Origin of the sequence: Plantactinospora sp. WMMB334 (assembly GCF_049179095.1) — a bacterium.
Lineage (GTDB): Bacteria > Actinomycetota > Actinomycetes > Mycobacteriales > Micromonosporaceae > Plantactinospora.
In genome coordinates this window covers 5,942,734-5,965,366 of sequence record NZ_JBMHME010000002.1, presented here as the reverse complement: position 1 = coordinate 5,965,366, position 22,633 = coordinate 5,942,734, and the positions used below count along the sequence as shown (strand labels likewise).

Sequence of the window (22,633 nt, the reverse complement as noted above, 5' to 3'; positions counted from 1 at the left end):
AACGACGGAGGCGATGTCGTGAGCACCGGACCTACGACCCTGCCCGCCAAAGGTCTGCGGGGGGGCGTTGCACCGCGCCGTTGGCTTCCCCGGCTACGGGATACCCGGATCCGATCCAAGCTCGCGCTGCTGCTCGTCGTCCCCGTGGCCGCCGTGCTCGCGCTCGCCACGATCCGGCTCGTCGACATCGGACAGGGTGCCTATCAGGCCGGCGTGCTCCGGTCACTTACCGAACTCTCCACCGACATCTCGGCGCTCACCCAGGACGTGCACAAGGAACGGATGGCCGCCGCCCGGCTCCTCGCCAGGTCGCCGGAGACGACCACCGAGGTGTACGACGCGTACGTCCAGCGCACCGACGCGCGGATCGCCGCGTACAACGACCGGCGTGCCCAGGTCAGCGATGTCCCGGCCTCCGTGGAGGACCGGCTCCGGATCATCGACGACCGGCTCACCACGCTCAACGCCACCCGGCAGGAGGTGCTGGAGCGCGGGCAGATGCCACCCGGCGAGGCGACCCTGCGGTACGGCATGATCATCGGTGAGCTCGTGGCGTACGGCGAGGCGCTCGGCGAGATCTCCGGCGAGAGCGCGGTCGGCGACAGCCTGCGTACCCTGGCCGCCCTCGCCCAGGCCAAGGAGGCCGTGGCCGAAGAGGAGGCGGTGGTCTACGGCGCACTGGCCGGTAGCACCGGGGTGCTCGACCAGGAGCAGTTCTCGGCCTTCATCGCCACCCTGACCAGCCAGCAGGAGGCGTTGCTGGCGTTCGGGGCATCGGCCGACGCGCGGCAGGAGGCGGTGGTCAACGGCAGCGTCACCGGCGACGCGGTGATCCTCGCCGACAAGGTGGCCCGGGACCTGAGCCGCTCGGTCGGGCGGCGGGCCCCGGTCAGCGCCAGCTCGGCGGCGATCGCGATCGGCTCGATCAACGACCTGATCCGCTGGGCCGAGACGCAGCTCGAGGCCGACCTGCTCGACCAGGCCGAGCAGGTCCGGTCCGAGGTCGTCCAGCAGGCGATCGTGGAGTCGGTGATCGTGCTCCTCACCCTGGCGATCGCGCTCGCCCTCGCCGTCGTGCTGGCCCGGTCGCTCAACCAGTCGCTGCGCCGGCTCCGCGAGGGCGCGCTCTCGGTCGCCAACCACGACCTGCCGGAGGCGGTCCGCCAGCTGCGCGACGTCGGCGCCGTCGGCGAGGGTGGCGTCGAGGAGATCGTCCGGCAGGTCCGGGATCCGATCCGGCTCAGCAACAAGGACGAGGTCGGTCAGGTCGCCCTGGCGTTCAACGTGGTCCACAAGGAGGCGGTCCGGATCGCGGCCGAGCAGGCCGCCCTGCGGACCAGCGTCTCGGCGATGTTCCTCAGCCTGGCCCGGCGAAGCCAGGCGCTGGTCGACCGCATGATCGGTGAGCTGGACGCGATCGAGCGGGGTGAGGAGGACCCGAAGCGGCTGGCCCGGCTCTTCGAGCTCGACCACCTGGCCACCCGGATGCGCCGCAACGACGAGAACCTTCTCGTGCTGGCCGGTGCGGACTCGACCGCACCCCGCCGGGAGGACGCGCTGCTGATCGACGTCCTCCGCGCCGCGCAGTCCGAGGTGGAGCTCTACAACCGGATCGAGTTCGGGACGGTCGACCCCGACATCTCGGTCGCGGCGCACGCGGTCAACGACGTGGTGCGGCTCGTCGCGGAGCTGCTCGACAACGCGACCCGCTTCTCGCCGCCGCACACCACCGTGGTCGCCGACGCCCGGCGGATCCGGGACTACGTCCTGATCCAGGTGGAGGACCGGGGCCTCGGGCTCAGCGAAGAGCAGATGGACGCTCTCAACCGCCGGCTGTCGGCCCCGCCCACCGTCGACGTGGCGGCCTTCCGGCTGATGGGCCTCGCGGTCGTCGGCCGGCTGGCACACCGGCACGACATCCGGGTCGACCTGCGCCGCAACGTGGAGGGCGGCACGGTCGCCCAGATCACGCTGCCGGCCGCCACCGTGGTGCTGCCCGGCCCGCGCGGCGGCGGCCAGCTCATCGGCCGCCCCCGACAGCCGCTCGCGGTGGAGCAGGGGCCGGCCACGAACCGGCCGACGAGCGGTGCGGCCTGGCAGGAGACGCTCTCCCCGGTGGGCGCGTCGCGTGGCGGCGGCACCCTCACCGAGCAGTGGCGGAGCGCGGCGTCGCACCAGTGGCAGACCGCGGGTGAGCCGGCCGGCGCCGGTGCTCCGGTCAACAACCACCTGGCCGCGAGCCACCTGTCGGCTCCGCCCGCCCCGGCGTACGAACAGAGCATGACGCCGACCTACCAGGCCCCGGCGTCGACGGCCCCGCCGGCCCACTCGGGTCTGGCCGGTCCGTCCGGGGTCACCTCGCCGACCGTGCAGTACCCGACGGTCGGCGGTGCCCTGCCGCACCGGGGTGCCGGCTCCGGCCAGCACGCCACGCACGCCATGACGCCGACGGCGGCACCGACGTCGGGCCTGCCCTCCGGTCCGGTCGCCGGGGCACCGGTCAACGCCGCGTCCGCGGTGGCGCCCCGGGTGGAGGACACCGGCGAGGCGCCGATCTTCCGGGAGATGGAGGCGAGCTGGTTCCGTACCCACGGATCGGACTCGACCGCGATCTTCACCGTGCCGCCGGGCGGATACCAGTCGCCCCCTCCGACGGGCGCGTCGCCGAGCGTGGCGACTCCCGGTCGGGCACCGTTGACCAGCCGCACACCGGGGCGGTCGGCGCCGCCGCCCGCCCCGTACGCACCACCATCCCCGCCACCCGCCGCCGCGCCGCCACCCGCCGCGGCACCGCCGCCGGCCGCCCCCACGCCGCCGCCGGCCGCCGCGGGGAACGAGGGAGCCTGGCGGACGGCCGCCGACGAGGGCTGGGCCAGGGCCAGCCAGGCGGCCGAGCCGGCCAGCGGCGGCACCACCCGCTCCGGCCTGCCCAAACGGGTGCCGCAGGCGCAACTCGTGCCGGGCGGCGTCGAGCCCAAGAGCGGGCGCGAGCGGACCCGCCGTACCCCGGACGAGGTGCGGGGGCTGTTGTCGGCCTACCACCGCGGCGTACAGCGTGGGCGGACGGCCGGTTCCGAGCAGAACGGCATGATCTCAACCAAGGAGACCAGCGGATGAACAGGCCAGCAGCGATGCAGGACATGGGTTGGCTGCTCAGCAACTTCGCCGACAGCGTCGCCGGCATCGCACACGTCGTGGCGGTCTCGGCGGACGGCCTGCTCCTCGCCTCGTCACGGGACCTGCCGGCGGACCGGGCCGACCAGCTCGCGGCGATCACCTCCGGCGTGGTCAGCCTGACCGACGGCGCCTCCCGGATGTTCAGCGCCGGCGGGGTGCTGCAGACCGTCATCGAGATGGACAGCGGATACCTGTTCCTGATGTCCATCAGCGACGGCTCCTCGATGGCGGTGCTGGCGGCCCGCAGTTGCGACGTCGGCCAGGTCGGCTACGAGATGGCGTTGCTTGTGGAACGGGTGGGTGCGGCCCTGGTGCCGCTGCCGCGCGAGGCTGTCGGGCGTCCGTAACCTCTGGGGTTGACGAAGGATGGCATCGGTGCGGCCGCGACTGGACCTTGGGGAGGTGACCACGGCATGGAAGGACGACGCGACGACCCACGTGGCGCGCTCGTCCGCCCGTACGCGGTCACCCGCGGCCGCACCGAGCCCCGTCAGGACATCGCGCTCGAGGCGGTGCTCGTGGCGAGCCCGGCCGCGGTCGTGGAGTCCCGGTTCGCCGGCCATGACAAGCACCGCATCGCCACGATCTGCGAGGGCCGGGCGCAGTCGCTGGCGGAGATCGCGGCGTACACCCGGCTGCCGTTGGGTGTCGCCCGGGTGCTGGTCGCCGACATGGTGGCCGACAGCCTGCTGACGCTGCACAATGCCGCTCCACCGTCTGAGGCGTACGAGGAGCGGATGGAACTGCTTGAGAGGGTGCTAAGTGGACTTCGCAGGCTATGACCCGGCCAGGCCGCGTGGCGGCGGTGGTGGCGGTGGTGGTGGCGGTGGCGGTGGGATCACCTCCGCCAAGATCGTCATTGCCGGCGGGTTCGGGGTCGGCAAGACGACGCTGGTGGGTGCGGTCTCGGAGATCACTCCGCTGACCACCGAGGCGGTGATGACCGCGGCCGGAGTCGGCATCGACGACCCGTCCAAGGTGCCGGGCAAGGAGACCACCACGGTCGCCATGGACTTCGGCCGGATCACCATGGCCCAGGACCTGATCCTCTACCTGTTCGGCACGCCCGGACAGACCCGGTTCTGGTTCATGTGGGACGAGATCATCCGGGGCGCCGTCGGTGCGGCCGTGCTGGTCGACACCCGGCGGATCACCGACGCGTTCGCCCCGCTGGATTATTTCGAGAACCGGCACCTGCCGTACGTGGTGGCGTTGAACTGTTTCGACGGCGCCCCGCAGTACGAGCCGGAGGAGGTGCGCGAGGCGCTCGCCATCTCGCCGCACGTGCCGCTGGTGATGTGCGACGCCCGGCAGCGTGAGTCGGTCAAGCACGTGCTGGTGAACGTGGTGCAGCACGCGATGGAGGTGCTGCGGGCGGAACACGGCCGGGGGCAACCCACGCCGGTCGGCTGACCCTCGCCGTTCTGCAGGCTTGCCGGGCCCGGGGAGGCTCCGCGGTTCAATCCTGCACAACGAGAGGGACAGAACATGCCACAGCACGACGGCCCCGATGACGGCTCCGTAGTCGTCATCGGGGGTACCTCCGGCCTCGGCCGGGACGTGGCCGAGCACTACGCGAAGCGGGGACGTGAGGTCGTCGTCACCGGCCGCGACGCGGCCCGGACCGGGGCGGTCGCCGCCGAGATCGGCGGCCGGACCAGCGGTGTCGCCGTCGACCTCTCCCAGCCCGAGACCATCGCCGCCGCGCTCGCCGGGATCGGCGAGGTCAGGCACCTGATCCTCTCCGCGTTCGTCCGGGACACCAACAAGGTCTCGGACTACCAGATCGACCGGGCGGTCGGCCTGGTCACGGTGAAGCTTGTCGGCTACACCGAGGTCGCGCACGTGCTGGCGCCGAGGATGGTGCGGGACGGCTCGGTGCTGATCTTCGGCGGTGGCTCCAAGGACCGGCCGTTCCCCGGGTCGGCGACGGTCTCCACGGTGAACGCCGGGGTGGTCGGCCTGGTGAACGTGCTCGCCGCCGAGCTGCGGCCGGTCCGGGTCAACGCCCTGCACCCGGGCATCGTCGGCGACAGCCCGTTCTGGGCCGGGCAGCCGGCCGAGGTGCACGAAACCTACACGGCACGTACGCCGACGGGCCGGCTGACCACGATGGCGGACGTCACCGATGCGGCGGTCTTCCTCCTGGAGAACCGGGCCGTCAACGCGGTGAACCTGAACATCAACGGCGGTTCCGGGCTGATCTGAGCTCCGTTCCGGCGCCGGTGTGGCCCCGGGCGGACCGGCGCCGGAGCGGCCGTTGACCGGCAGACGGCGGGAGGTCCCGCCCCGTTCAGCCGGAGATCTTCTGGGCCCAGGGCACGATGAGCCGCTCGGCCGTCACCACGGCGTAGAAGAGGCTGATCCCGAGCAGCCCGGTGAGGGTGATCGCGGCGAACGCCAGCGGGGTGTCGAAGGACTGCTGGGTGCTGTAGATGATCGCGCCGAGCCCCTTGTTCAGGGTCTGCAACTCGGCCACCACGGCGCCGATCAAAGAGAGCGTGATGCCGAGTTTCAGCCCCACGAAGACCTGGGGGAGCGCCCACGGCAGGCGTACCTTCAGATAGGTCTTCAGCCGGGACGCGGAGAGCGACCTGGTCAGTTCGTGGAGATCGGCCGGGGTGGAGGTGAGGCCCGCCATGGTGGCGATCATGATGGGAAAGAACGCGATCAGGACGACCAGGGAGACCTTGGTCCGGGAGTCGTAGCCGATCCAGAGGATCAGCAGCGGGACGAGGGAGACCTTCGGCACCGCGTTGAACGCCACGATCATCGGCAGGGTGGCCTGCTCCAGCAGGCGTGAACTGGTCAACAGGAGCGCGGCGAGCATCCCGCCGGCCGCCGCGACGCCGAAGCCGACGAGGGTCACCCAGAGCGTCACCCAGGCCGCCTCGAACAGGTAGGCCGGCTCACGGTCGAAGGCGTCGACGACCTCCGGCGGCGACGGCAGGAAGAGCGTCTCGATGTCGAAGACGACGGTCGCCAGCCACCACAGGCCGATCGCGGCGATGGTGCCGACGACCGGCAGGATCGTTCTGGTGCCGGCGGAAAGCTCTCGCCTACCGCTCATCGGATCCGCTCCGACGGTGTCCGCGCCAGACGCGCAACATGTTCTCTCCTCTGGGGCCGGCAAAGGGACGGCGAGTGGCTCTCCACCCGCCGTCCCCGAGGTGTCACGCCGTGGGTCAGGCCTTGGGCGCGATCGAGAAGTCGATGACCTTGTCCGGGGTGAGACCGGCCGGGATCAGCTCGGCGCCCTGGAGGATCGCGATGGCGCGCGCGGCACGCTGCTCGTCGAGCGCGCCGACCACCCCGCCGGGTGCGGAGGTGACGTACGGGGTCATCAGCTTGATCTCCGCGGCGGCACCCTGCTCCTGCACGTTCGGGTTGTTCGCCTTCATGATCTTGGCGGCCTCCTCCGGGTTCTCCACCGTGTACTTGAGACCCTTCATCGCCGCGTCCTTGAACCGCTTGACGATGTCCGGGTTGTCGGCGGCGTACTTGGCGGTGGTGGTCAGCCCGGTGCCGAGCAGGTCACGCAGGTAGTCGGTGAGCGGCAGGACGGTCATCTGCTGCTTGGTGATCGTCTCCACCGTGTTCCGGGTGATGACGAAGGTGCTCAGCACGTCGACCTTCTTGCCGACCAGCAGGCCGACCAGCGTCTGCGGGGTGGCCTCCACGAACTGGAGCTTGCTGGCGTCGAAGCCGGCCAGCTTCCCGTACGCCGGAAGCAGGGTCTTGGTGATCGAGCCCTGCGCCACGCCGACCTTCTTGCCCTCCAGGTCGGTCGGCTTGGTCACACCGGATCCGGGCGGGGCGAAGATCGCCACCAGGGTGCTCTGGTGCACGGCGGCGATGACCCGCATCTCGCTGATCTGGCCCTTGCCGGTCTGGATCATGAGCTGCGTCACGTCGCTGTAGGTGAACTGCGCCTTGCCGGAGAGCAGTCCCTGGTTGTTGGTGGCCGGGGCACCCGGCTGGATGGTGACGTCGAGCCCGGCCTCGGTGAAGAAGCCCTTGTCCTTGGCCACCCACGCGAATGCGTCGTGGCCGCCGGTGCCGAACCCGGTGAGGTATGTCACCTTGTCCAGCGCCTTGCTGCCGCCGTCACCCTCGGAGTCGTCCGATCCCGAGCAGCCGGCAGTGACCAACAGTGCCGTGGCCAGCGCGGCGGCGGCCAGCACGCGTATACGCCTCGTCATTCCTACCTGTCCTTTGAGGAGAATCCATTGCGGATGTAGATCGGTTGCCCGGTTTCAGGATCGGTCGCGTCCCGCTGGTGTCGCCGCGCGGGTGCGGAGGATTGCCGACGGATCTCCATGGCCGGTGCCCGCCATGATCGTAATGCCTTGCCCGATGTTTCCGGCACTCCTCCCGACGCGTCCGCGAGCAGGGTGTGACGCGAAGCGAAACATCCTCCGCCCAGGGGTGACGAAGCGCCTCCACCCGTCCCCTGTGTACGGACCCGGTTGGCAGTTTACGGTCGCGTCCGGGACGTTGCGGCCCTACCCTGCCAACCGCCTGCCCGCCAGTCAAGGGATCAAACGGAGCCGATACCCAAGCGTGAGGCGGGCCGATGTCCCAGCGTGCGGCGGGGTACCACCTCGGCGTGTGGCGGGCCGGCGCCGGTCAGTCGACCGGCAGCCGGTAACCGCGTTTGACCACGGTCTGCACCACCCCGGGAGCGCGCAGCCCGGCCCGCAGCCGGGCCACCGCCATCTCGACGGCGTGCTCGTCGGCACCCCTGGGGAGGGTACGCAGCAGGGCGGCCCGGGACATCACCCGGCCGGGCGTACTGGCCAGGGCGCGGAGCACCGCCATCGGGGCGGGGGCGAGCGGGCGGAGCTCACCGTCCAGGATCGCGGCGTGCCCACGCAGCGTCAGCAGGTGCCCGGCGACCTTGACGCTTATCGCCCGCTGCGGCAGCTCGTCCACGATCGTCCGGACCAGCGCGCCGAGCCGGGCCCGGTTCGGCGAGACCACCGGGACGCCGTGCCGGCGCAGCGGAGCGGCGGTGACCGGCCCGACACAGGCGGCCAGCACGTCCGAGCGCATCGCGTCCAGCACCGCGTCGGTGCTCGGCCCGGCCGCCCGGAGCAGCGCGTCGACGGCCGGCGCCGAGGTGAAGGTGACCGCGTCCACCAGCCGGCCGGCGATCAGGTCGACCAGCCGGTGCAGCGGGGCCGGGTCGGTCGGTGCCGCCCAGCGGTATACCGGCACCTCGAGCACGCTCGCCCCGGCCGCCTCCAGCGCCGCCGTGCACTCCGGCTGCCGCTCGCCGTGCAGCTGCATCGCGATCAACTGGCCGCGTACACCGCGCTGCCGCAGGTGCTCGATCACCTCGTCACAGCTCTCCGAGACGGGGGACCACTCGTCGTGCAGGCCGGCCGCCCTGATCGCGCCCCGGGCCTTCGGCCCCCGGCTGACGATGTAGGCCCGGGAGAGCACCGTGCGCAGCGGCTCGGCCAGCCCCCAGCCCTCGGCCGCCTCCAACCAGCCACGCATCCCGATCCCGGTGTTCGCCATCAGGACGTCCGGCGGGTTGTCCAGGCAGGCCCGGGTCGCCGCCCGCAGCTCGGTGTCGTCGGCCAGCGGCACGATCCGCAGCGCCGGGGCGAGCACCACCCGGGCGCCCCGGCGCTCCAGCATCGCGGTGAGTTCGTCGCGGCGCCGGTCGGCGGTGACCCCGACCGTGAAGCCGGCGAGCTCGCCGGACATCAGCGGCCCCCGGCCGGTCGGTGCCGGGCCGCCACCTCGACCAGCCCGTCCCGGCAGCGCACCGGGTAGGTCGGCACCGTCACGCCGGAGACGTCCAGGCAGTCGCCGGTACGCAGGTCGTACACCTGTTTGTGCAGCGGCGAGGCGACCGTCGGGATCTCGCCGCGGCTGCCGACGATGCCCCGGGCCATCACGTAGGCCCCGGCGATCGGGTCCCGGTGCCCGATGGCGAAGAGCCGGCCGTCGTGGGTGCGGAAGACCGCCACCTGCTCGCCGCCGACCAGCGCGGCCACCCCGCGCTCGGGCTCCAGCCGCCGGTACGGGCAGACCGGCGTCCAACTCGCCGGCCGGCCCTGCCCTGTGCTCTCCCCGTCCGGCCCCGCCGCGACCCGCGGCTCTCCGCCCGGCTCGGCGACGTCGGTCGGCCCATCGGTGATCGTGGTGTCCAGAGTCAACTCGGTACCCCCATGGTCGTCGGAAGGCCGAGCGACACCGGTCGGCGGTCTCCCATGGCCGGAACGGGCTGTCCCCGCTCCACCTCGAAGGTGATCGACGGATCGGGGACGTCGGGCGCGTTGACGAAGGAGGTGAACCGGCGCAGCCGCTCCGGGTCTCCCAGGGTGTCGCGCCACTCGTCCGAGTAGGACCCGACGTGCCGGGCCATCGCGGCGTCCAACTCGGCGCAGAGCCCGAGCGAGTCGTCGACGATGACCGCCCGCAGGTGGTCCAGGCCGCCCTCCATCGCCTCGATCCAGGCGGCCGTCCGCTGTAGCCGGTCGGCGGTGCGAACGTAGAACATGAGGAACCGGTCGACGTACCGGACCAGGTCCTCGGTCGAGAGGTCCTGGCCGAAGAGTTCGGCGTGCCGGGGGCGGAAGCCGCCGTTGCCGCCGAGGTAGAGGTTCCAGCCGCCCTCGGTGGCGATGATGCCGAAGTCCTTGCTGCGGGCCTCGGCACACTCCCGGGCACAGCCGGAGACCGCTGACTTGATCTTGTGTGGAGCGCGCAGCCCCCGGTAGCGCAGCTCCAGGGCGATCGCCAGCCCGACCGAGTCCTGCACCCCGTACCGGCACCAGGTGGAGCCGACGCAGGACTTGACGGTACGCAGCGCCTTGCCGTACGCGTGCCCGGACTCGAAGCCGGCGTCGACCAGCCGGCGCCAGATCTGCGGCAACTGCTCGACCCGGGCACCGAAGAGGTCGATCCGCTGCCCGCCGGTGATCTTCGTGTAGAGCTGGAAGTCCCGGGCCACCTCGCCGATCACGATCAGCTTCTCCGGAGTGATCTCGCCACCGGGTATCCGGGGCACCACCGAGTAGGTCCCGTCCCGCTGGATGTTGGCCAGGAAGTGGTCGTTGGTGTCCTGCAGCGACGCCTGTTCGCCGTCGAGCACGTAGCCGTTGCCGAGCGAGGCGAGGATCGACGCCACCGCCGGCTTGCAGATGTCGCAGCCCCGGCCCCGGCCGTGCTCGGCGACCAGGCGGGAGAAGGTACGGATCCCCCGTACCCGGATGATCTCGAAGAGCTCCTGCCGGCTCTGGTCGAAGTGCTCGCAGAGCGCCTTGCTCAGCGTCACCCCGGAGACCGCCAGCACCTGCTTGAGCATCGGTACGCAGGACCCGCAGCTCGTCCCCGCCCGGGTGCACGCCTTCAGTGCCGGCACGTCCGCACAGCCCTCGGCGATCGCCCCGACGAGCTGGTCCTTGGTCACCCCGTTGCAGGAGCAGACCTGTGCCGAGCCGGGCAGGGCGGCGATCCCGGCCCCGGACGCGGCACCCTCGCCGGCCGGGGCGAGCAGCGCCAGCGGCGGGCCGGGCAGCGCACCGCCGACGCTGGCCCGCAGCGTCGGATACGCCGTCACGTCACCCACCAGCACCCCGCCGAGCAGCGTCTTCGCGTCGTCGGAGAGGACCAGCTTGGCGTAGACCCGGGTGGCCGGGTCGGTGAAGGTCACGTCCAGGCAGCCCGGGGTGCGGCCGTGCGCGTCGCCGAAGGAGGCCACGTCCACCCCGAGCAGCTTCAGCTTGGTGGACATGTCCGCACCCGGGAAGGTCGCCGTGCCGCCGACCAGCCGGTCGGCCACCACCTCCGCCATCGCGTAGCCCGGCGCGACCAGGCCGTAGCAGGTGCCCTCGACGGCGGCGCACTCGCCGACCGCCCAGATCCGCCCGTCGGTGCTGCGGCAGCTCTCGTCCACCCGGATCCCGCCGCGCTCGCCCAGCTCCAGGCCGGCGGCGCGGGCCAGCTCGTCCCGGGGGCGGATGCCGGCGGCCACCACCACCAGGTCGGTCGGGAGCCAGCCGCCGTCGGAGAGGGTGAGCCCGGCCAGCTCGCCGTCCGGCCGGGACCGGATCGCGGTGGTGGCCACCCCGAGGTGCGGCAGCACGCCCAGCTCCTCGACGTACCGGCGCAGCATCGCGCCGCCGGCGTCGTCGATCTGCACCGGCATCAGCCGGGGCGCGAACTCCACCACGGAGGTGGTCAGGCCGAGCAGGCGCAGCGCGTTCGCCGCCTCCAGGCCGAGCAGCCCGCCGCCGATCACCGCGCCGGTGCGCCGCCCCTTGGCGAAGTCGCGGATCGCCGCCAGGTCGTCCAGGGTGCGGTAGACGAAGACCCCGGGCCGCAGCGCCGGGGTGGGTCCGGGGGCGTCCGGGCCACGGTCGACGTACGCGCCGTCGATCGGGGGCACGAACGGGTACGAGCCGGTCGCCAGCACCAGCGCGTCGTACGGATGGTCGCCGCCGCCGGTGACCACCCGCCGGCCGGCCCGGTCGATCTCCAGCACCGGCTCGCCGAGCCGCAGGTCCACACCGTCGTCGGGGCGGTGCAGGCTCAGCTCGTCCGCGTCCACCCCGTCGAAGAACGCGGAGAGCCGCACCCGGTCGTACGCCGGCCGGCCCTCCTCGGCCAGCACGGTGACCTGCCACCGGTCCTCGGTGTCCCGGGAGCGCAGCGCCTCGACGAAGCGCTGCCCGACCATGCCGTTGCCGACCACCACGACGCGCTGCTGCGGTCGTCCACTCATCAGGCCGCCACCTCTGCTTCCACCGGGTCGGGAGTGTCGATCGAGGAGAGCCAGCCGAGGATCCCCTCGACGGCGTCCCGGCAACTGCCGCAGCCGGTGGTGGCCCGGGTGCCGGCGACCAGGTCGTCCAGGCTCCGCGCGCCAGCCCGCCAGCAGGCCACCAGCGCGCCCTTGCGAACGGTGTTGCACTGGCAGACCGTTGCCGCGTCCGGCATCAGCGCCGGTGACTCGACCGGCGCCACGCTCGCCGTGTCGCGACTGCGGCCCAGCAGCAGCGTCCGGCGGTCGATCGGCACCGGCGTGCCCCGGTCGAAGAGCTGGATCACCGTGCCGACCGCCGGGTTGTCGCCCAGCATGATCGCGCCGGTGAGCCGCTCGCCGACGATCCGCAGCCGGGCGTAGGTGCCGCGTACCGGGTCGGAGAAGCTGAGTTCCTCGACGTCCGGCTCGGGGCCGGCGGAGGCGTCGCCCATGGCCGCGAGGTCGATGCCGGCGGCCTTGAGCCGGGTGACCGGCGGCTGCGGCCGGTAGCGCGCCCGGGGATCGCTCCCGGCCAGCACCTGCGCCAGCACCCGGGCCTGCTCCCAGGCCGGCGCGACCAGCCCGGAGACCACCCCGGCGTGCTGGGCGCAGTCGCCGAGCGCCGAGATGTGCGGGTCGCTGCTGCGCAGCCGGTCGTCGACCACCACCCCCCGGTCGACGGTGAGCCCGGCGGCGCGGGCCAGCTCCACGTCCGGGCGGATCCCGCAGGAGAGCACCAGCAGGTCGGCGTCGAGTTCGCGGCCGTCGGAGAGGGTCAGGGTGACGCCGTCGGCCCGCGCGTCGACCGCGCTCGCCGCCACGTCCAGGTAAGTGGTGACGCCGAGTCCCGCCAGGGTACGCGCCAGCACCGCGCCGGCCGCCGGGTCGAGCTGGCGCTCCATCAGGTGCCCGACCGGGTGCACCACCCGCACGTCGAGCCCTCGGGTGGCCAGGCCCCGGGCCGCCTCCAGGCCGAGCAGTCCGCCGCCGAGCACCAGGGCCCGGCGGGCACCGTCGGCGGCGGCCAGGATCCGCCGGCAGTCGTCGAGGGTGCGGAACACCGCCACCCGCTCCGGCAACCGCTCCCGGTCGAGCCCGGCCAGCGGTGGCACCAGGGCCCGGCCACCGGTGGCGAGCACCAGGTGGTCGTAGCCGATCAGGTCGCCCTGTGCGGTCGTCACCGTGCGGGCCGCCCGGTCCACGGCGGTGACCTCGACGCCGGGGCGGACGTCGATGCCGTGCCCGGCCGCCTCGGCCAGCTCCACACCGGACTCGTCGACCTTGCCGGCGAGCAGGCTGGAGAGCATGATCCGGTTGTACGCGCGGTGCAGCTCGGCACCGAGTACGGTGATCTTCGCCTCGCCGGGCCGGGCCGAGAGCTCCGACGCCAACCTGGCGCCGGCCATCCCGTGCCCGACGATCACGATCCGGTTCCGTGACCCTTCGGGGTTCTCCTCCGTCATGCCCTCACCTCGCCGGATTCGCTGACCGGGGTTGCCTGCACACCTGTTTCCGCCGCCTTCTCCACCCGCACCGCGCAGACCTTGAACTCGGGCATCCGGGAGACCGGGTCGAGGGCGTCGCTGGTCACCGAGTTGATCCGGGCCGCGCCCGCCCAGTGGAACGGTGCGAAGACGGTGTCCGGGCGGATGCTCGGGCTCAGCCGGGCCGGCGCACGCATCTCGCCGCGTCGGCTGGTCACCAGGACCTCGTCGCCGTCCGCCACGCCGAGCCGGGCCGCCAGGTCGGGATGCAGTTCCAGGAACGCGGTCGGCGCGGCCCGGCGCAGCGCCGCGACCCGCCGGGTCTGTGCGCCGGACTGGTACTGCGCCAGCACCCGCCCGGTGGTGAGGTAGAGCGGATAGTCCGGGCAGACCTCCTCGGCCGCCGCACGGTGCTCGACCGGCAGGAACCGGGCCCGACCGTCCGGGGTGGGGAACCTGTCGGCGAACATCCGGGGCGTGCCCGGCCCCTCCTCGGCGGGGCAGGGCCAGAAGACACCGTCCTCGGCGTCGATCCGCTCCCAGCTGATCCCCGCGTAGTCGGCCACGCCGCCGGCCGAGGCGCGGCGCAGCTCGTCGAAGACCAGGTCCGGCGCTGCCGGAAAACGCTCCGTCCCGGCCGCACCGTCGACGTGGTCGAGCCGGTCGGCGAGGTCGGCCAGGAGCGCCAGATCGGTGCGTACGCCGGACGGTGGCGGCCGGAGCGCGCGGCGGCGCAGCACCCGGCCCTCCAGATTGGTCATCGTGCCGTCCTCTTCGGCCCACTGGGCGGTCGGCAGCACCACGTCGGCGAGTTCCACCGTCTCCGAGCGGACGAAGTCGGCCACCACCAGCAGGTCGAGGTCGCGCAGCCGGCCCTCCACCCGGGCCGCCCGGGGCGCCGAGACGACGGGGTTGGAGCCGAAGAGCAGCAGCCCCTTCGGGCCCGTGTCGGTGCCGAGCGCGTCCAGCAGCTCGTACGCCGAGACGCCCGGACCGGGCAGCAGGTCCGGGTCCACCCCCCAGACCCCGGCGACGTGCGCCCGGGCGGCCGGGTCGTCGATGCGCCGGTAGCCGGGGAGCTGGTCGGCCTTCTGCCCGTGCTCGCGGCCGCCCTGGCCGTTGCCCTGCCCGGTCAGGCAGCCGTAGCCGGAGCCGGGCCGACCGGGCAGGCCGAGCGCGAGGGCGAGGTTGATGAAGGCGGTGACCGTGTCCACGCCCTTGGCGTGCTGCTCGGCGCCGCGCGCGGTGAGGATGATCGCCCGCCCGGCGGTGCCGAGCGCCCGGGCCGCCGCCTCCAGGTCGGCCACCGGCACCCCGGAGAGCCGCTCGGCCCGGGCCGGCCAGTAGCCGGCCGCGACCCGGCGGACCGCCTCGAAGCCGGTGGTCCGGGCGGCGACGTAGTCCCTGTCGAGCCAGCCCTCGGCCAGCGCGATGTGCAGCAGCGCGTTCGCCACCGCGAGGTCGGTGCCGGGGGTCGGTTGCAGGTGCAGGGTCGCCTGCCGGGCGGTCGCGGTGGCCCGGGGGTCGACGACGATCAGGGTGCCACCGCGCTGCCGCTGCTCCACCAGGTAGCGGACCAGCGGCGGCATCGTCTCGGCGACGTTCGCGCCGACCAGCAGCAGGGTGTCGGCGGTGCCGAGGTCGGCAAGCGGAAAGGGCAGGCCCCGGTCGACGCCGAAGGCGCGCATCCCGGCGGCGGCCGCCGAGGACATGCAGAACCGGCCGTTGTAGTCGATGTTGCGGGTGCCGAGCGCGACCCGGGCGAACTTGCCGAGGGCGTACGCCTTCTCGTTGGTCAGCCCGCCGCCGCCGAAGACCGCCACCGCGTCCCGGCCGTGCCGGGACTGGATCCGGCGGATGCCGGCCACCACCCGGTCCAGCGCCTCGGGCCAGCTCGCCGGGCGGAGTTCGCCGCCGGGGCGGTCCCGCAGCAGCGGGGTGGTCAGCCGGTCGGGATGGTCGAGCAGTTCGGCGGCGGTCCAGCCCTTCTGGCACAGCCCACCCCGGTTGGTGGGAAACTGCCGGGGCAGCACCTCCACCCGCTCGCCGGTACGGCGCAGCGTCATGCCGCACTGCAGGGCGCAGTATGGGCAGTGCGTGACGACGTCCTGGGACACATCCTCCGAATGCGTCGCAGCGCGTGCACCGTCTGTCATGTCCGAAGCGTGCCGGCGCCCCGTTTCACGGCCGGGTCCCTCTTGTTTCGGGCCTGTCAAGAGCCGCTCACACGGATTCGACTCAGCGGGTCGGCTTGCCCTCGCGAGGGATCCGGGGTTGCCTGGAACCTGCCGACCAGGACCTGAATCTTTCTCGCACCGCTGGGTGGGCGGGAGTGGGTCGGCGGAGTTCGCGACGGTGCTGCTCCGGGCAGTGGATCTATGCTGTGGACGCTCGTTCCGCAGCTGAGGAGGCGCTCCGATGGGCGTGGTGTCGCTCTTCGAGGCGGTGGCCGGGTCGTACGACGAGTCCCGTCGCCGGCTGGTGCCGTGCTTCGACGACTTCTACGGCACCGCGGTGGAGGTGGCCGCCCCGCCGCTGCGCCGGGCCCTGGCCTCGGGGCGTACGCCGGCCGTGCTCGATCTCGGTGCCGGCACCGGACTGCTCTCGATGCTTGTCGGCACCGCCGTCCCCGGTGTGCGGGCCACCCTGCTCGACGCTGCCCCGGCGATGCTCGCGGTCGCGGCCGGACACCTGAGCCGGCGCGGTGTGCCGCACGAGACGCTCGTCGCCGACCTGGGTGCGGCGCTGCCCCCCGGTCCGTACGACGCGGTGGTCTCCGCGCTGGCCATCCACCACCTGCCCGACGCCGGCAAGCGCGACCTCTACCGCCGGATCCGGCAGGTGCTGGTGCCGGGCGGTGTCTTCGTCAACGCCGAACAGGTCGCCGGGGGCACGCCCGACCTGGACTCCCGGTACGACGAGGTGTGGCTCGCCCAGGTCACCGCCCTCGGCGCCACCGAGGAGGAGGTCGCCGCGGCGCGGGAGCGGATGGCGCACGACCGCCCGGCGCCGGTGCCGGACCAGTGCCGCTGGCTGGTCGAGGCGGGCTTCGTCGGCGTCGACTGCTTCTACAAGTCGTGGCGGTTCGCCGTCTTCGGCGGCCGGCGCGAGCTGGACTGAGTGCCAGACCCGGCTTCGGGCGGTGGCATGACGGCCGGTGCTACCACCGGTAGGGTGGACGGCATGACCGCCAAGGTGACCCTCTCGTTTTCGGACGAGACCATCGAAGAGGCGCGCCGCTTCGCCAAACGGGACGGCATGTCGCTCTCCGCCTGGATCGACCAGGCCGCCCGCGAGAAGGCGCTCCGCGAGGTCTTCGCCGCGCACGCCGAGGCGGTGGGCCGGGCCCGGCTGGACATCGAGGCCGCCGCCATCGCCGACGCCCAGGAGGCCGCACTTGTCGACGCGGCTCTCGGCAGGCGCCCGAGTGCTGCGTAGGGGCGAGATCTGGCGCATCGACGGTGCCCGGTCCCGGCTCGGCCTGGTGATCAGCTCCGACGTCTACAACTCCACAGACGTCCCGATCGTGATCGTGGCCGAGGTGGTCGACTCCGAACTGCTCCGGGACTCGCCGCTCGCCGTCACCATGGGGGAATATGTGGTGATGCCGGACCGGCTCTCGTCGCCGATGAAGAAGTGGTTCACCGAGCGGGTCGAGGTCGCCGACACCGACACCATGTTCCGGGTGAGCCGGGCACTGCGTATCCTGCAGAACATCTGAGCGGGCCCGGGGATCGTCCGCGCCCCGGAGCCGCGCATCCCAGGCGGCGCATCTCACGACCGCTCCGAGGGCACCGTGCGCTGACCGTTGCCGGCCCGACCCCGAGTGCGAACCGGCGGGAAACCGCCCGCTCCTACGTTCTGGCGGCATGACGAGTACTGCCGCCCCCACGGGCACGACGACCGCTTCCGGCGCCGATGGCGCGGCGGCCGGTACCAGCACGCTCCGGCCGCCGGAGGGCGGCACCGCCGGGCCGCCGGGCCGCCGGCACCAGCTCGACGACTGGCGCCCCGAGGACCCGGTCTTCTGGCGGGAGACCGGGGCACGGATCGCCCGGCGCAACCTGATCGTCTCGATCGCCTCCGAGCACATCGGCTTCTCGGTGTGGAGCCTCTGGTCGGTGATGGTGCTCTTCCTCGGCCCCGCGTACGGGATCGACCCGGCCGGGAAGTTCCTGCTGACCGCCGTACCGGCCGCGCTGGGCTCGGTGCTGCGGCTGCCGTACACCCTGGCGGTGGCGAGGTTCGGCGGGCGGAACTGGACCATCGTCAGCGCCCTGCTCCTGCTGCTGCCGGCGGTGCCGATGGCGATCCTGATCGAGCCCGGGGTGTCGTACGGCACCCTGATGGTGCTCGCCTGCCTGGCCGGCGTCGGCGGTGGAAACTTCGCCTCCTCGATGGCGAACATCAACCTCTTCTACCCGCAGCGCCTCAAGGGCTGGGCGCTCGGGCTCAACGCCGGCGGCGGCAACATCGGGGTGGCCGCGGTGCAGCTCGTCGGGCTGGCCGTGCTGGCCACCGCGGGCGCCGCGCACCCGCGCCTGGTGCCGGCGGTCTACCTCCCGCTGATCGTGCTCGCCGCGCTCGCCTCGGCCCGCTACATGGACAACATCACCGGGGCCCGCAACGAGCGCGGGGCGATGCGCGAGGCGGCCCGGGACCCGCACACCTGGGTCATGTCCGTGCTCTACATCGGCACCTTCGGGTCCTTCATCGGCTTCGGTTTCGCCTTCGGGCAGGTACTGCTGGTGCAGTTCGGCGACCGGTTCGCCACCCCGCTCGACGCGGCGTACCTGACCTTCCTCGGGCCGCTTGTCGGCTCGCTGATCCGGCCGGTCGGCGGCCACCTCGCCGACCGGTACGGCGGGGCCCGGGTGACCTGGGCCACCTTCGCGGCGATGGCGGCCGGCGCCGGACTGGTCTACTACGCCTCCCGGGAGCGCTCGCTGACCCTCTACCTGATCGGGTTCATCGCGCTCTTCGTGCTCTCCGGGGTCGGCAACGGGTCGACGTACAAGATGATCCCGGCGATCTTCCGGGCCAGGGCGGCCCGGGCGGTGGCCGCCGGTGAGCTGGATCCGGCCGCCGCGCAGCGCCGGGCCTGGCGGCTCTCCGGGGCGCTGATCGGCATCGCGGGCGCGGTCGGCGCCTTCGGCGGCGTACTCGTCAACATCGCCTTCCGGCAGTCGTTCCTGGCCTACTCCTCGGCCGACGCCGCGTATGTCGCCTTCATCGTCTGGTACGCCCTCTGCCTCGTGATCACCTGGGTGGTCTACCTCCGCCCCTCCCACCACCGCCTCCCCGGCGTCTGACATGTAAGGAAGGGCCCCCGCTTATCGTTTTCTGTTGTAGCGGGGGCCCTTCCTTGCACCTCGTTTTGACCCGGATGGCGGCTAGCGGGTATCGTTGCCTGCTGTTGTGTGACACCCAAGTTTTCACGTGACATCCGAGGGCGTGCCTCTTTCGGGTACGCTTAGTCGTTTGTGCGTGCCTGGCGACCGGTGCGCGACCCCAGACCGACGACGAGACAAGGTAGACCTGTGCGTACGTACAGCCCGAAGCCGGGTGAGATCGAGCGTCAGTGGCACGTCATCGACGCGTCAGACGTCGTGCTGGGCCGGCTGGCCAGCCATGTCGCCACGCTGCTGCGGGGCAAGCACAAGCCGACTTTCGCGCCGCACGTCGACACCGGCGACTTCGTCGTCATCGTGAACGCGGGCAAGGTCGCACTGACCGGCAACAAGCGCCACCAGAAGATCGCCTACCGCCACTCGGGCTACCCGGGCGGTCTGAAGCAGGTCGGCTACGACGAGCTGCTCGCCAAGCGGCCGGACCGGGCCATCGAGCTTGCCGTCAAGGGCATGCTCCCGCACAACAAGCTCGGCCGTAAGCTGATCAAGAAGCTGAAGGTCTACGCCGGTGCCGAGCACCCGCACGCCGCGCAGCAGCCGGTGCCGTTCGAGATCAAGCAGATCGCGCAGTGAGCGCGGGCGAAGGAAACAGCATGACCGACACCATCGCGACCACCGAAGCCCCGGTGCCCGCCCCGGTGGCCCGGGCTCCTCGTGGCGACCGCCCGATCCAGACCGTGGGTCGCCGCAAGGAGGCGATCGTCCGGGTCCGGATCGTCCCGGGCAGCGGCAAGATCACCTGCAACGGTCGTGAGCTGGAGGCGTACTTCCCGAGCAAGGTGCACCAGCAGCTCATCAAGGAGCCGCTGGTCACCGCCGAGAAGGCCGAGAGCTTCGACGTCATCGCCAACCTGCGCGGCGGCGGCACCACCGGCCAGGCCGGCGGGCTGCGACTGGCCATCGCCCGGGCGCTGATCGCGAGCGACCCCGACGACCGTCCGGCGCTGAAGAAGGCCGGCTTCCTCACCCGGGACGCCCGGGTCAAGGAGAGCAAGAAGTACGGTCTCAAGAAGGCCCGCAAGGCGCCCCAGTACTCCAAGCGCTGACCAGCGGCACCACCTTGTACCTCTGACGTACGGCCGGAACCGTCCCCTCCGCGGTGGCGGTCTCCGGCCGTTTCGTTTCCATCGCTGTGCTTCCCGGAGGTTCCCGCATGGGGCGGCTGTTCGGCACTGACGGCGTACGCGGGCGCGCGAACGCCGACCTCACCCCCGAGTTGTCACTCTCGGTCGCGGTCGCGGCCGCGCACACCCTCGCCGAGCAGGATCGGAGCCATCCGCCGCTCGCGGTGGTGGGCCGGGACACCCGGGCCAGCGGCGAGATGCTGGAGGCGGCGGTGGTGGCCGGGCTGACCAGCGCCGGAGCCAACGTGGTCCGGGTCGGTGTGCTGCCGACGCCGGGGGTGGCGTTCCTGGTCGGCGAGGCCAAGGCCGACTTCGGGGTGATGCTCTCGGCCTCGCACAACCCGATGCCGGACAACGGCATCAAGCTCTTCGCGGCCGGCGGGCACAAGCTCCCCGACGACGTCGAGTTGAGGATCGAGGCCGCCGTCGAGGCGAACGGTTCGGCCGGCTGGACCCGGCCGACCGGTGCCGGCGTCGGCCGGGTGCACGACCTGCTCGACGGCGCCGAGCACTACGTGCAGCACCTGGTCGGCACCATCCCGCACCGGCTCGACGGGTTGAAGGTCGTGGTCGACTGTGCGAACGGAGCCGCCTCCGAGGTCGCCCCGGTCGCGTATCAGGAGGCCGGGGCCGAGGTGGTCGCGATCCACGCCGAACCGGACGGGCTCAACATCAACGACGGCTGCGGCTCGCAGCATCTCGACGACCTCCGGGCCGCCGTCCTGGAACACGGCGCCGACGTCGGCATCGCGCACGACGGCGACGCCGACCGGTGTGTGGCGATCGCCGCCGACGGCAGCGAGGTGGACGGCGACCAGATCATGGCCATCCTGGCGCTGGCGATGCGGGAGGCCGGGACGCTCACCCAGGACACCCTGGTCGCGACCGTGATGAGCAACCTCGGCCTGCGGCTCGCGATGTCCGCGGCCGGCATCCGGCTGGTCGAGACCAAGGTCGGTGACCGGTACGTACTGGAGGAACTGCGCGCCTCCGGCCTGGCGCTGGGCGGCGAGCAGAGCGGGCACCTGGTGCTGCCGGCGTACGCGACCACCGGCGACGGCGTCCTCACCGGGCTGCACCTGATGTCCCGGATGGCGGCGACCGGCCGCAGCCTCGCCGAGTTGGCCTCGGTGGTGACGAAGCTGCCGCAGGTGCTGATCAACGTGCCGGTCGCGGACCGCACCGTCGGTGCCGGCGCGCCGGCCGTGCTCGACGCGGTCGCGCGGGCCGAGGCCGAGCTGGGCGAGACGGGCCGGGTCCTGCTCCGCCCCTCCGGCACCGAGCCGCTGGTCCGGGTGATGGTCGAGGCGTCGACGCTGGAGCTGGCCCGGGAGGTCGCCGAGCGGATCGCCGCCGAGGTACGCACCGCCAGCCCGGTGCCGGCGTAGTCCGCTCCCCGGGGTTACGCGCCGCCAGCCCGGTGCCGGCGTAACCTCGCCGAGGGTCCGGCTCAGCCGGCGCTGCCGCCGAGGCTGCGGAGCCGGGTCACGGCCTCGGCCAGCACCTCCGGGCGCTTGCAGAAGGCGAATCTGACCAGTCGCCGCCCTGCCTCGACGTCGTCGTAGAAGACCTGGGTCGGCACGGCCACCACCCCGCAGCGCTCCGGCAGCGAGCGGCAGAACTCCACCCCGTCCCGCCCGCCCAGCGGGGTGATGTCGGTGGTGACGAAGTAGGTGCCCTCCGGCGTCAGCACCTGGAAGCCGGCCTCGACCAGCCCGGCCGAGAGCTGGTCCCGGCGGGTCTGGAGGTCGGCGCGGAAGTCGTGGTAGTAGCCGTCCGGCAGGGCCAGCGCCACGGCGACCGCCGGTTGCAGCGGCGCGCCGTTGACGAAGGTGAGAAACTGCTTGACCCGCATCGTCGCCGCGACCAGCGGGGCGGGCCCGCTGGCCCAGCCGATCTTCCAGCCGGTGCAGGAGAACGTCTTGCCGGCGGAGGAGATCCGCAGGGTCCGCTCCCACATCCCCGGCAGCGTCGCCAGCGGGACGTGCGGGCTGCCGGCGTCGGTGAAGACCAGGTGCTCGTAGACCTCGTCGGTGACGGCGATGGCGTCGTACTCCTGGCACAGCTCAGCGATCAGCGCCAGCTCGTCGGCGGCGAAGACCTTGCCGGTCGGGTTGTGCGGAGAGTTGAGCAGGACCAGCCGGGTCCGCGGCCCGAAGGCGGCGCGCAGCTCCGCCGGGTCGAAGGCGTACCGGCCGTCGGCGGCGGGGCGGAGCGTGACCGGCCGGCGTACCGCGCCGGCGAGCGCGATCGAGGCGGCGTACGAGTCGTAGTACGGCTCGAAGCAGACCACCTCGTCCGCTGCCTCGCAGAGCCCGAGGATCGCCGCTGCGACCGCCTCGGTCGCCCCGGCGGTGACCAGCACCTGACCGTCCGGGTCGTAGCCCAGCCCCCAGAACCGGCGCTGGTGTGCGGCGATCGCGGCGCGCAGCGCCGGAATGCCCGGCCCGGGCGGATACTGGTTGTGCCCGCCGCGCAGCGCCTCGGTCGCGGCGGCCAGCATCTCGGCCGGGCCGTCCGTGTCCGGGAAGCCCTGGCCGAGGTTGACCGCGCCGGTCCGCACCGCCAGCGCCGACATCTCCGCGAAGATGGTGGTGCCGAACGGGCGCATCCGGCGGACCAGGGGGTCGGGGTCGGCTGTGGTCGTCACCCCGCCACCCTAGGCCGCCGGGC

20 protein-coding genes are annotated in these 22,633 nt (G+C 72.6%); 12 read left to right on the top strand and 8 right to left on the bottom strand.

Annotation, left to right across the window (positions count from 1 at the left end; translation table 11 throughout):
• The first annotated feature begins 18 nt into the window (after window positions 1-18).
• The 5 genes from ACN27G_RS25480 (at window position 19) to ACN27G_RS25460 (ending at window position 5,385) form a co-directional block, all read left to right on the top strand.
• Window positions 19-3,117: a nitrate- and nitrite sensing domain-containing protein gene (locus ACN27G_RS25480; protein WP_421495286.1), complete on the top strand. Its 3,099-nt coding sequence runs from the start codon at window positions 19-21 to the stop codon at window positions 3,115-3,117.
• Window positions 3,114-3,524, top strand: a complete 411-nt coding sequence (locus ACN27G_RS25475) for a roadblock/LC7 domain-containing protein (RefSeq protein WP_421495285.1) — start codon at window positions 3,114-3,116, stop codon at window positions 3,522-3,524. Before ACN27G_RS25480 ends, ACN27G_RS25475 begins: the two co-directional genes overlap by 4 nt.
• 66 nt (window positions 3,525-3,590) lie before the next feature.
• Window positions 3,591-3,959 (top strand): DUF742 domain-containing protein, encoded by a 369-nt coding sequence (locus tag ACN27G_RS25470; RefSeq protein WP_107260835.1) that lies wholly within the window; start codon window positions 3,591-3,593, stop codon window positions 3,957-3,959.
• Window positions 3,940-4,590: a GTP-binding protein gene (locus ACN27G_RS25465; protein ID WP_421495284.1), complete on the top strand. Its 651-nt coding sequence runs from the start codon at window positions 3,940-3,942 to the stop codon at window positions 4,588-4,590. The genes ACN27G_RS25470 and ACN27G_RS25465 overlap by 20 nt, the downstream gene beginning before the upstream one ends.
• A gap of 75 nt (window positions 4,591-4,665) precedes the next feature.
• Window positions 4,666-5,385 carry an SDR family NAD(P)-dependent oxidoreductase gene (locus tag ACN27G_RS25460; protein ID WP_421495283.1) on the top strand — a complete coding sequence of 240 codons (720 nt, stop codon included), beginning with the start codon at window positions 4,666-4,668 and terminating at the stop codon, window positions 5,383-5,385.
• An 85-nt stretch (window positions 5,386-5,470) separates the two neighbouring features.
• On the opposite strand, the gene ACN27G_RS25455 is transcribed toward ACN27G_RS25460, so the two are convergent.
• From ACN27G_RS25455 to ACN27G_RS25425, 7 genes are all read right to left on the bottom strand, one after another.
• Window positions 5,471-6,247, bottom strand: coding sequence for an ABC transporter permease (locus tag ACN27G_RS25455; protein WP_421495282.1), 777 nt, complete (start codon window positions 6,245-6,247; stop codon window positions 5,471-5,473).
• Between the two features lie 115 nt (window positions 6,248-6,362).
• A complete protein-coding gene (locus tag ACN27G_RS25450) occupies window positions 6,363-7,379 on the bottom strand; it encodes an ABC transporter substrate-binding protein (RefSeq protein ID WP_421495281.1) in 1,017 nt (338 codons plus the stop codon).
• Between the two features lie 427 nt (window positions 7,380-7,806).
• Complete coding sequence (locus ACN27G_RS25445; protein ID WP_421495280.1) at window positions 7,807-8,895, bottom strand: uroporphyrinogen-III synthase; 1,089 nt, start codon at window positions 8,893-8,895, stop codon at window positions 7,807-7,809.
• A complete protein-coding gene (gene nirD, locus ACN27G_RS25440) occupies window positions 8,895-9,332 on the bottom strand; it encodes a nitrite reductase small subunit NirD (RefSeq protein ID WP_421497457.1) in 438 nt (145 codons plus the stop codon). The genes ACN27G_RS25445 and nirD overlap by 1 nt, the downstream gene beginning before the upstream one ends.
• Window positions 9,333-9,346: 14 nt before the next feature.
• A complete protein-coding gene (nirB, locus tag ACN27G_RS25435) occupies window positions 9,347-11,920 on the bottom strand; it encodes a nitrite reductase large subunit NirB (RefSeq protein WP_421495279.1) in 2,574 nt (857 codons plus the stop codon).
• Window positions 11,920-13,404, bottom strand: a complete 1,485-nt coding sequence (locus tag ACN27G_RS25430; protein ID WP_421495278.1) for an FAD-dependent oxidoreductase — start codon at window positions 13,402-13,404, stop codon at window positions 11,920-11,922. Before ACN27G_RS25430 ends, nirB begins: the two co-directional genes overlap by 1 nt.
• Window positions 13,401-15,581: a molybdopterin oxidoreductase family protein gene (locus tag ACN27G_RS25425; RefSeq protein WP_421495277.1), complete on the bottom strand. Its 2,181-nt coding sequence runs from the start codon at window positions 15,579-15,581 to the stop codon at window positions 13,401-13,403. The genes ACN27G_RS25430 and ACN27G_RS25425 overlap by 4 nt, the downstream gene beginning before the upstream one ends.
• A gap of 262 nt (window positions 15,582-15,843) precedes the next feature.
• Between ACN27G_RS25425 and ACN27G_RS25420 the strand changes: the two genes are divergently transcribed.
• The 7 genes from ACN27G_RS25420 to glmM all read left to right on the top strand — a co-directional run bounded on the left by ACN27G_RS25420 (window position 15,844) and on the right by glmM (window position 21,348).
• Window positions 15,844-16,545 carry a class I SAM-dependent methyltransferase gene (locus ACN27G_RS25420; protein WP_421495276.1) on the top strand — a complete coding sequence of 234 codons (702 nt, stop codon included), beginning with the start codon at window positions 15,844-15,846 and terminating at the stop codon, window positions 16,543-16,545.
• 63 nt (window positions 16,546-16,608) lie between these two features.
• Window positions 16,609-16,863 (top strand): DUF6364 family protein, encoded by a 255-nt coding sequence (locus tag ACN27G_RS25415; RefSeq protein WP_421495275.1) that lies wholly within the window; start codon window positions 16,609-16,611, stop codon window positions 16,861-16,863.
• Window positions 16,853-17,146, top strand: coding sequence for a type II toxin-antitoxin system PemK/MazF family toxin (locus ACN27G_RS25410; protein WP_421495274.1), 294 nt, complete (start codon window positions 16,853-16,855; stop codon window positions 17,144-17,146). The genes ACN27G_RS25415 and ACN27G_RS25410 overlap by 11 nt, the downstream gene beginning before the upstream one ends.
• 148 nt (window positions 17,147-17,294) lie before the next feature.
• Window positions 17,295-18,737, top strand: a complete 1,443-nt coding sequence (locus ACN27G_RS25405) for a nitrate/nitrite transporter (RefSeq protein WP_421495273.1) — start codon at window positions 17,295-17,297, stop codon at window positions 18,735-18,737.
• 228 nt (window positions 18,738-18,965) lie between these two features.
• Window positions 18,966-19,409, top strand: coding sequence for a 50S ribosomal protein L13 (gene rplM, locus ACN27G_RS25400; RefSeq protein ID WP_421495272.1), 444 nt, complete (start codon window positions 18,966-18,968; stop codon window positions 19,407-19,409).
• A gap of 20 nt (window positions 19,410-19,429) precedes the next feature.
• Entirely contained in the window at window positions 19,430-19,882 is a 453-nt protein-coding gene (gene rpsI / locus ACN27G_RS25395) for a 30S ribosomal protein S9 (protein WP_421495271.1), read from the top strand.
• Between the two features lie 107 nt (window positions 19,883-19,989).
• Entirely contained in the window at window positions 19,990-21,348 is a 1,359-nt protein-coding gene (glmM, locus tag ACN27G_RS25390; RefSeq protein WP_421495270.1) for a phosphoglucosamine mutase, read from the top strand.
• A 62-nt stretch (window positions 21,349-21,410) separates the two neighbouring features.
• Here the strand turns inward: glmM and ACN27G_RS25385 are convergent, their stop codons facing one another.
• Entirely contained in the window at window positions 21,411-22,610 is a 1,200-nt protein-coding gene (locus ACN27G_RS25385; protein ID WP_421495269.1) for a pyridoxal phosphate-dependent aminotransferase, read from the bottom strand.
• Window positions 22,611-22,633: the final 23 nt, after the last annotated feature.

Coding starts and splice junctions, on each gene's coding strand:
- ACN27G_RS25475 (WP_421495285.1), top strand. CDS start 3,114: ATGAACAGGCCAGCAGCGATGCAGGACATGGGTTGGCTGCTCAGCAAC.
- ACN27G_RS25470 (WP_107260835.1), top strand. CDS start 3,591: ATGGAAGGACGACGCGACGACCCACGTGGCGCGCTCGTCCGCCCGTAC.
- ACN27G_RS25460 (WP_421495283.1), top strand. CDS start 4,666: ATGCCACAGCACGACGGCCCCGATGACGGCTCCGTAGTCGTCATCGGG.
- ACN27G_RS25455 (WP_421495282.1), bottom strand. CDS start 6,247: ATGAGCGGTAGGCGAGAGCTTTCCGCCGGCACCAGAACGATCCTGCCG.
- ACN27G_RS25450 (WP_421495281.1), bottom strand. CDS start 7,379: ATGACGAGGCGTATACGCGTGCTGGCCGCCGCCGCGCTGGCCACGGCA.
- ACN27G_RS25445 (WP_421495280.1), bottom strand. CDS start 8,895: ATGTCCGGCGAGCTCGCCGGCTTCACGGTCGGGGTCACCGCCGACCGG.
- nirB (WP_421495279.1), bottom strand. CDS start 11,920: ATGAGTGGACGACCGCAGCAGCGCGTCGTGGTGGTCGGCAACGGCATG.
- ACN27G_RS25430 (WP_421495278.1), bottom strand. CDS start 13,404: ATGACGGAGGAGAACCCCGAAGGGTCACGGAACCGGATCGTGATCGTC.
- ACN27G_RS25425 (WP_421495277.1), bottom strand. CDS start 15,581: ATGACAGACGGTGCACGCGCTGCGACGCATTCGGAGGATGTGTCCCAG.
- ACN27G_RS25420 (WP_421495276.1), top strand. CDS start 15,844: ATGGGCGTGGTGTCGCTCTTCGAGGCGGTGGCCGGGTCGTACGACGAG.
- ACN27G_RS25415 (WP_421495275.1), top strand. CDS start 16,609: ATGACCGCCAAGGTGACCCTCTCGTTTTCGGACGAGACCATCGAAGAG.
- ACN27G_RS25405 (WP_421495273.1), top strand. CDS start 17,295: ATGACGAGTACTGCCGCCCCCACGGGCACGACGACCGCTTCCGGCGCC.
- rpsI (WP_421495271.1), top strand. CDS start 19,430: ATGACCGACACCATCGCGACCACCGAAGCCCCGGTGCCCGCCCCGGTG.
- glmM (WP_421495270.1), top strand. CDS start 19,990: ATGGGGCGGCTGTTCGGCACTGACGGCGTACGCGGGCGCGCGAACGCC.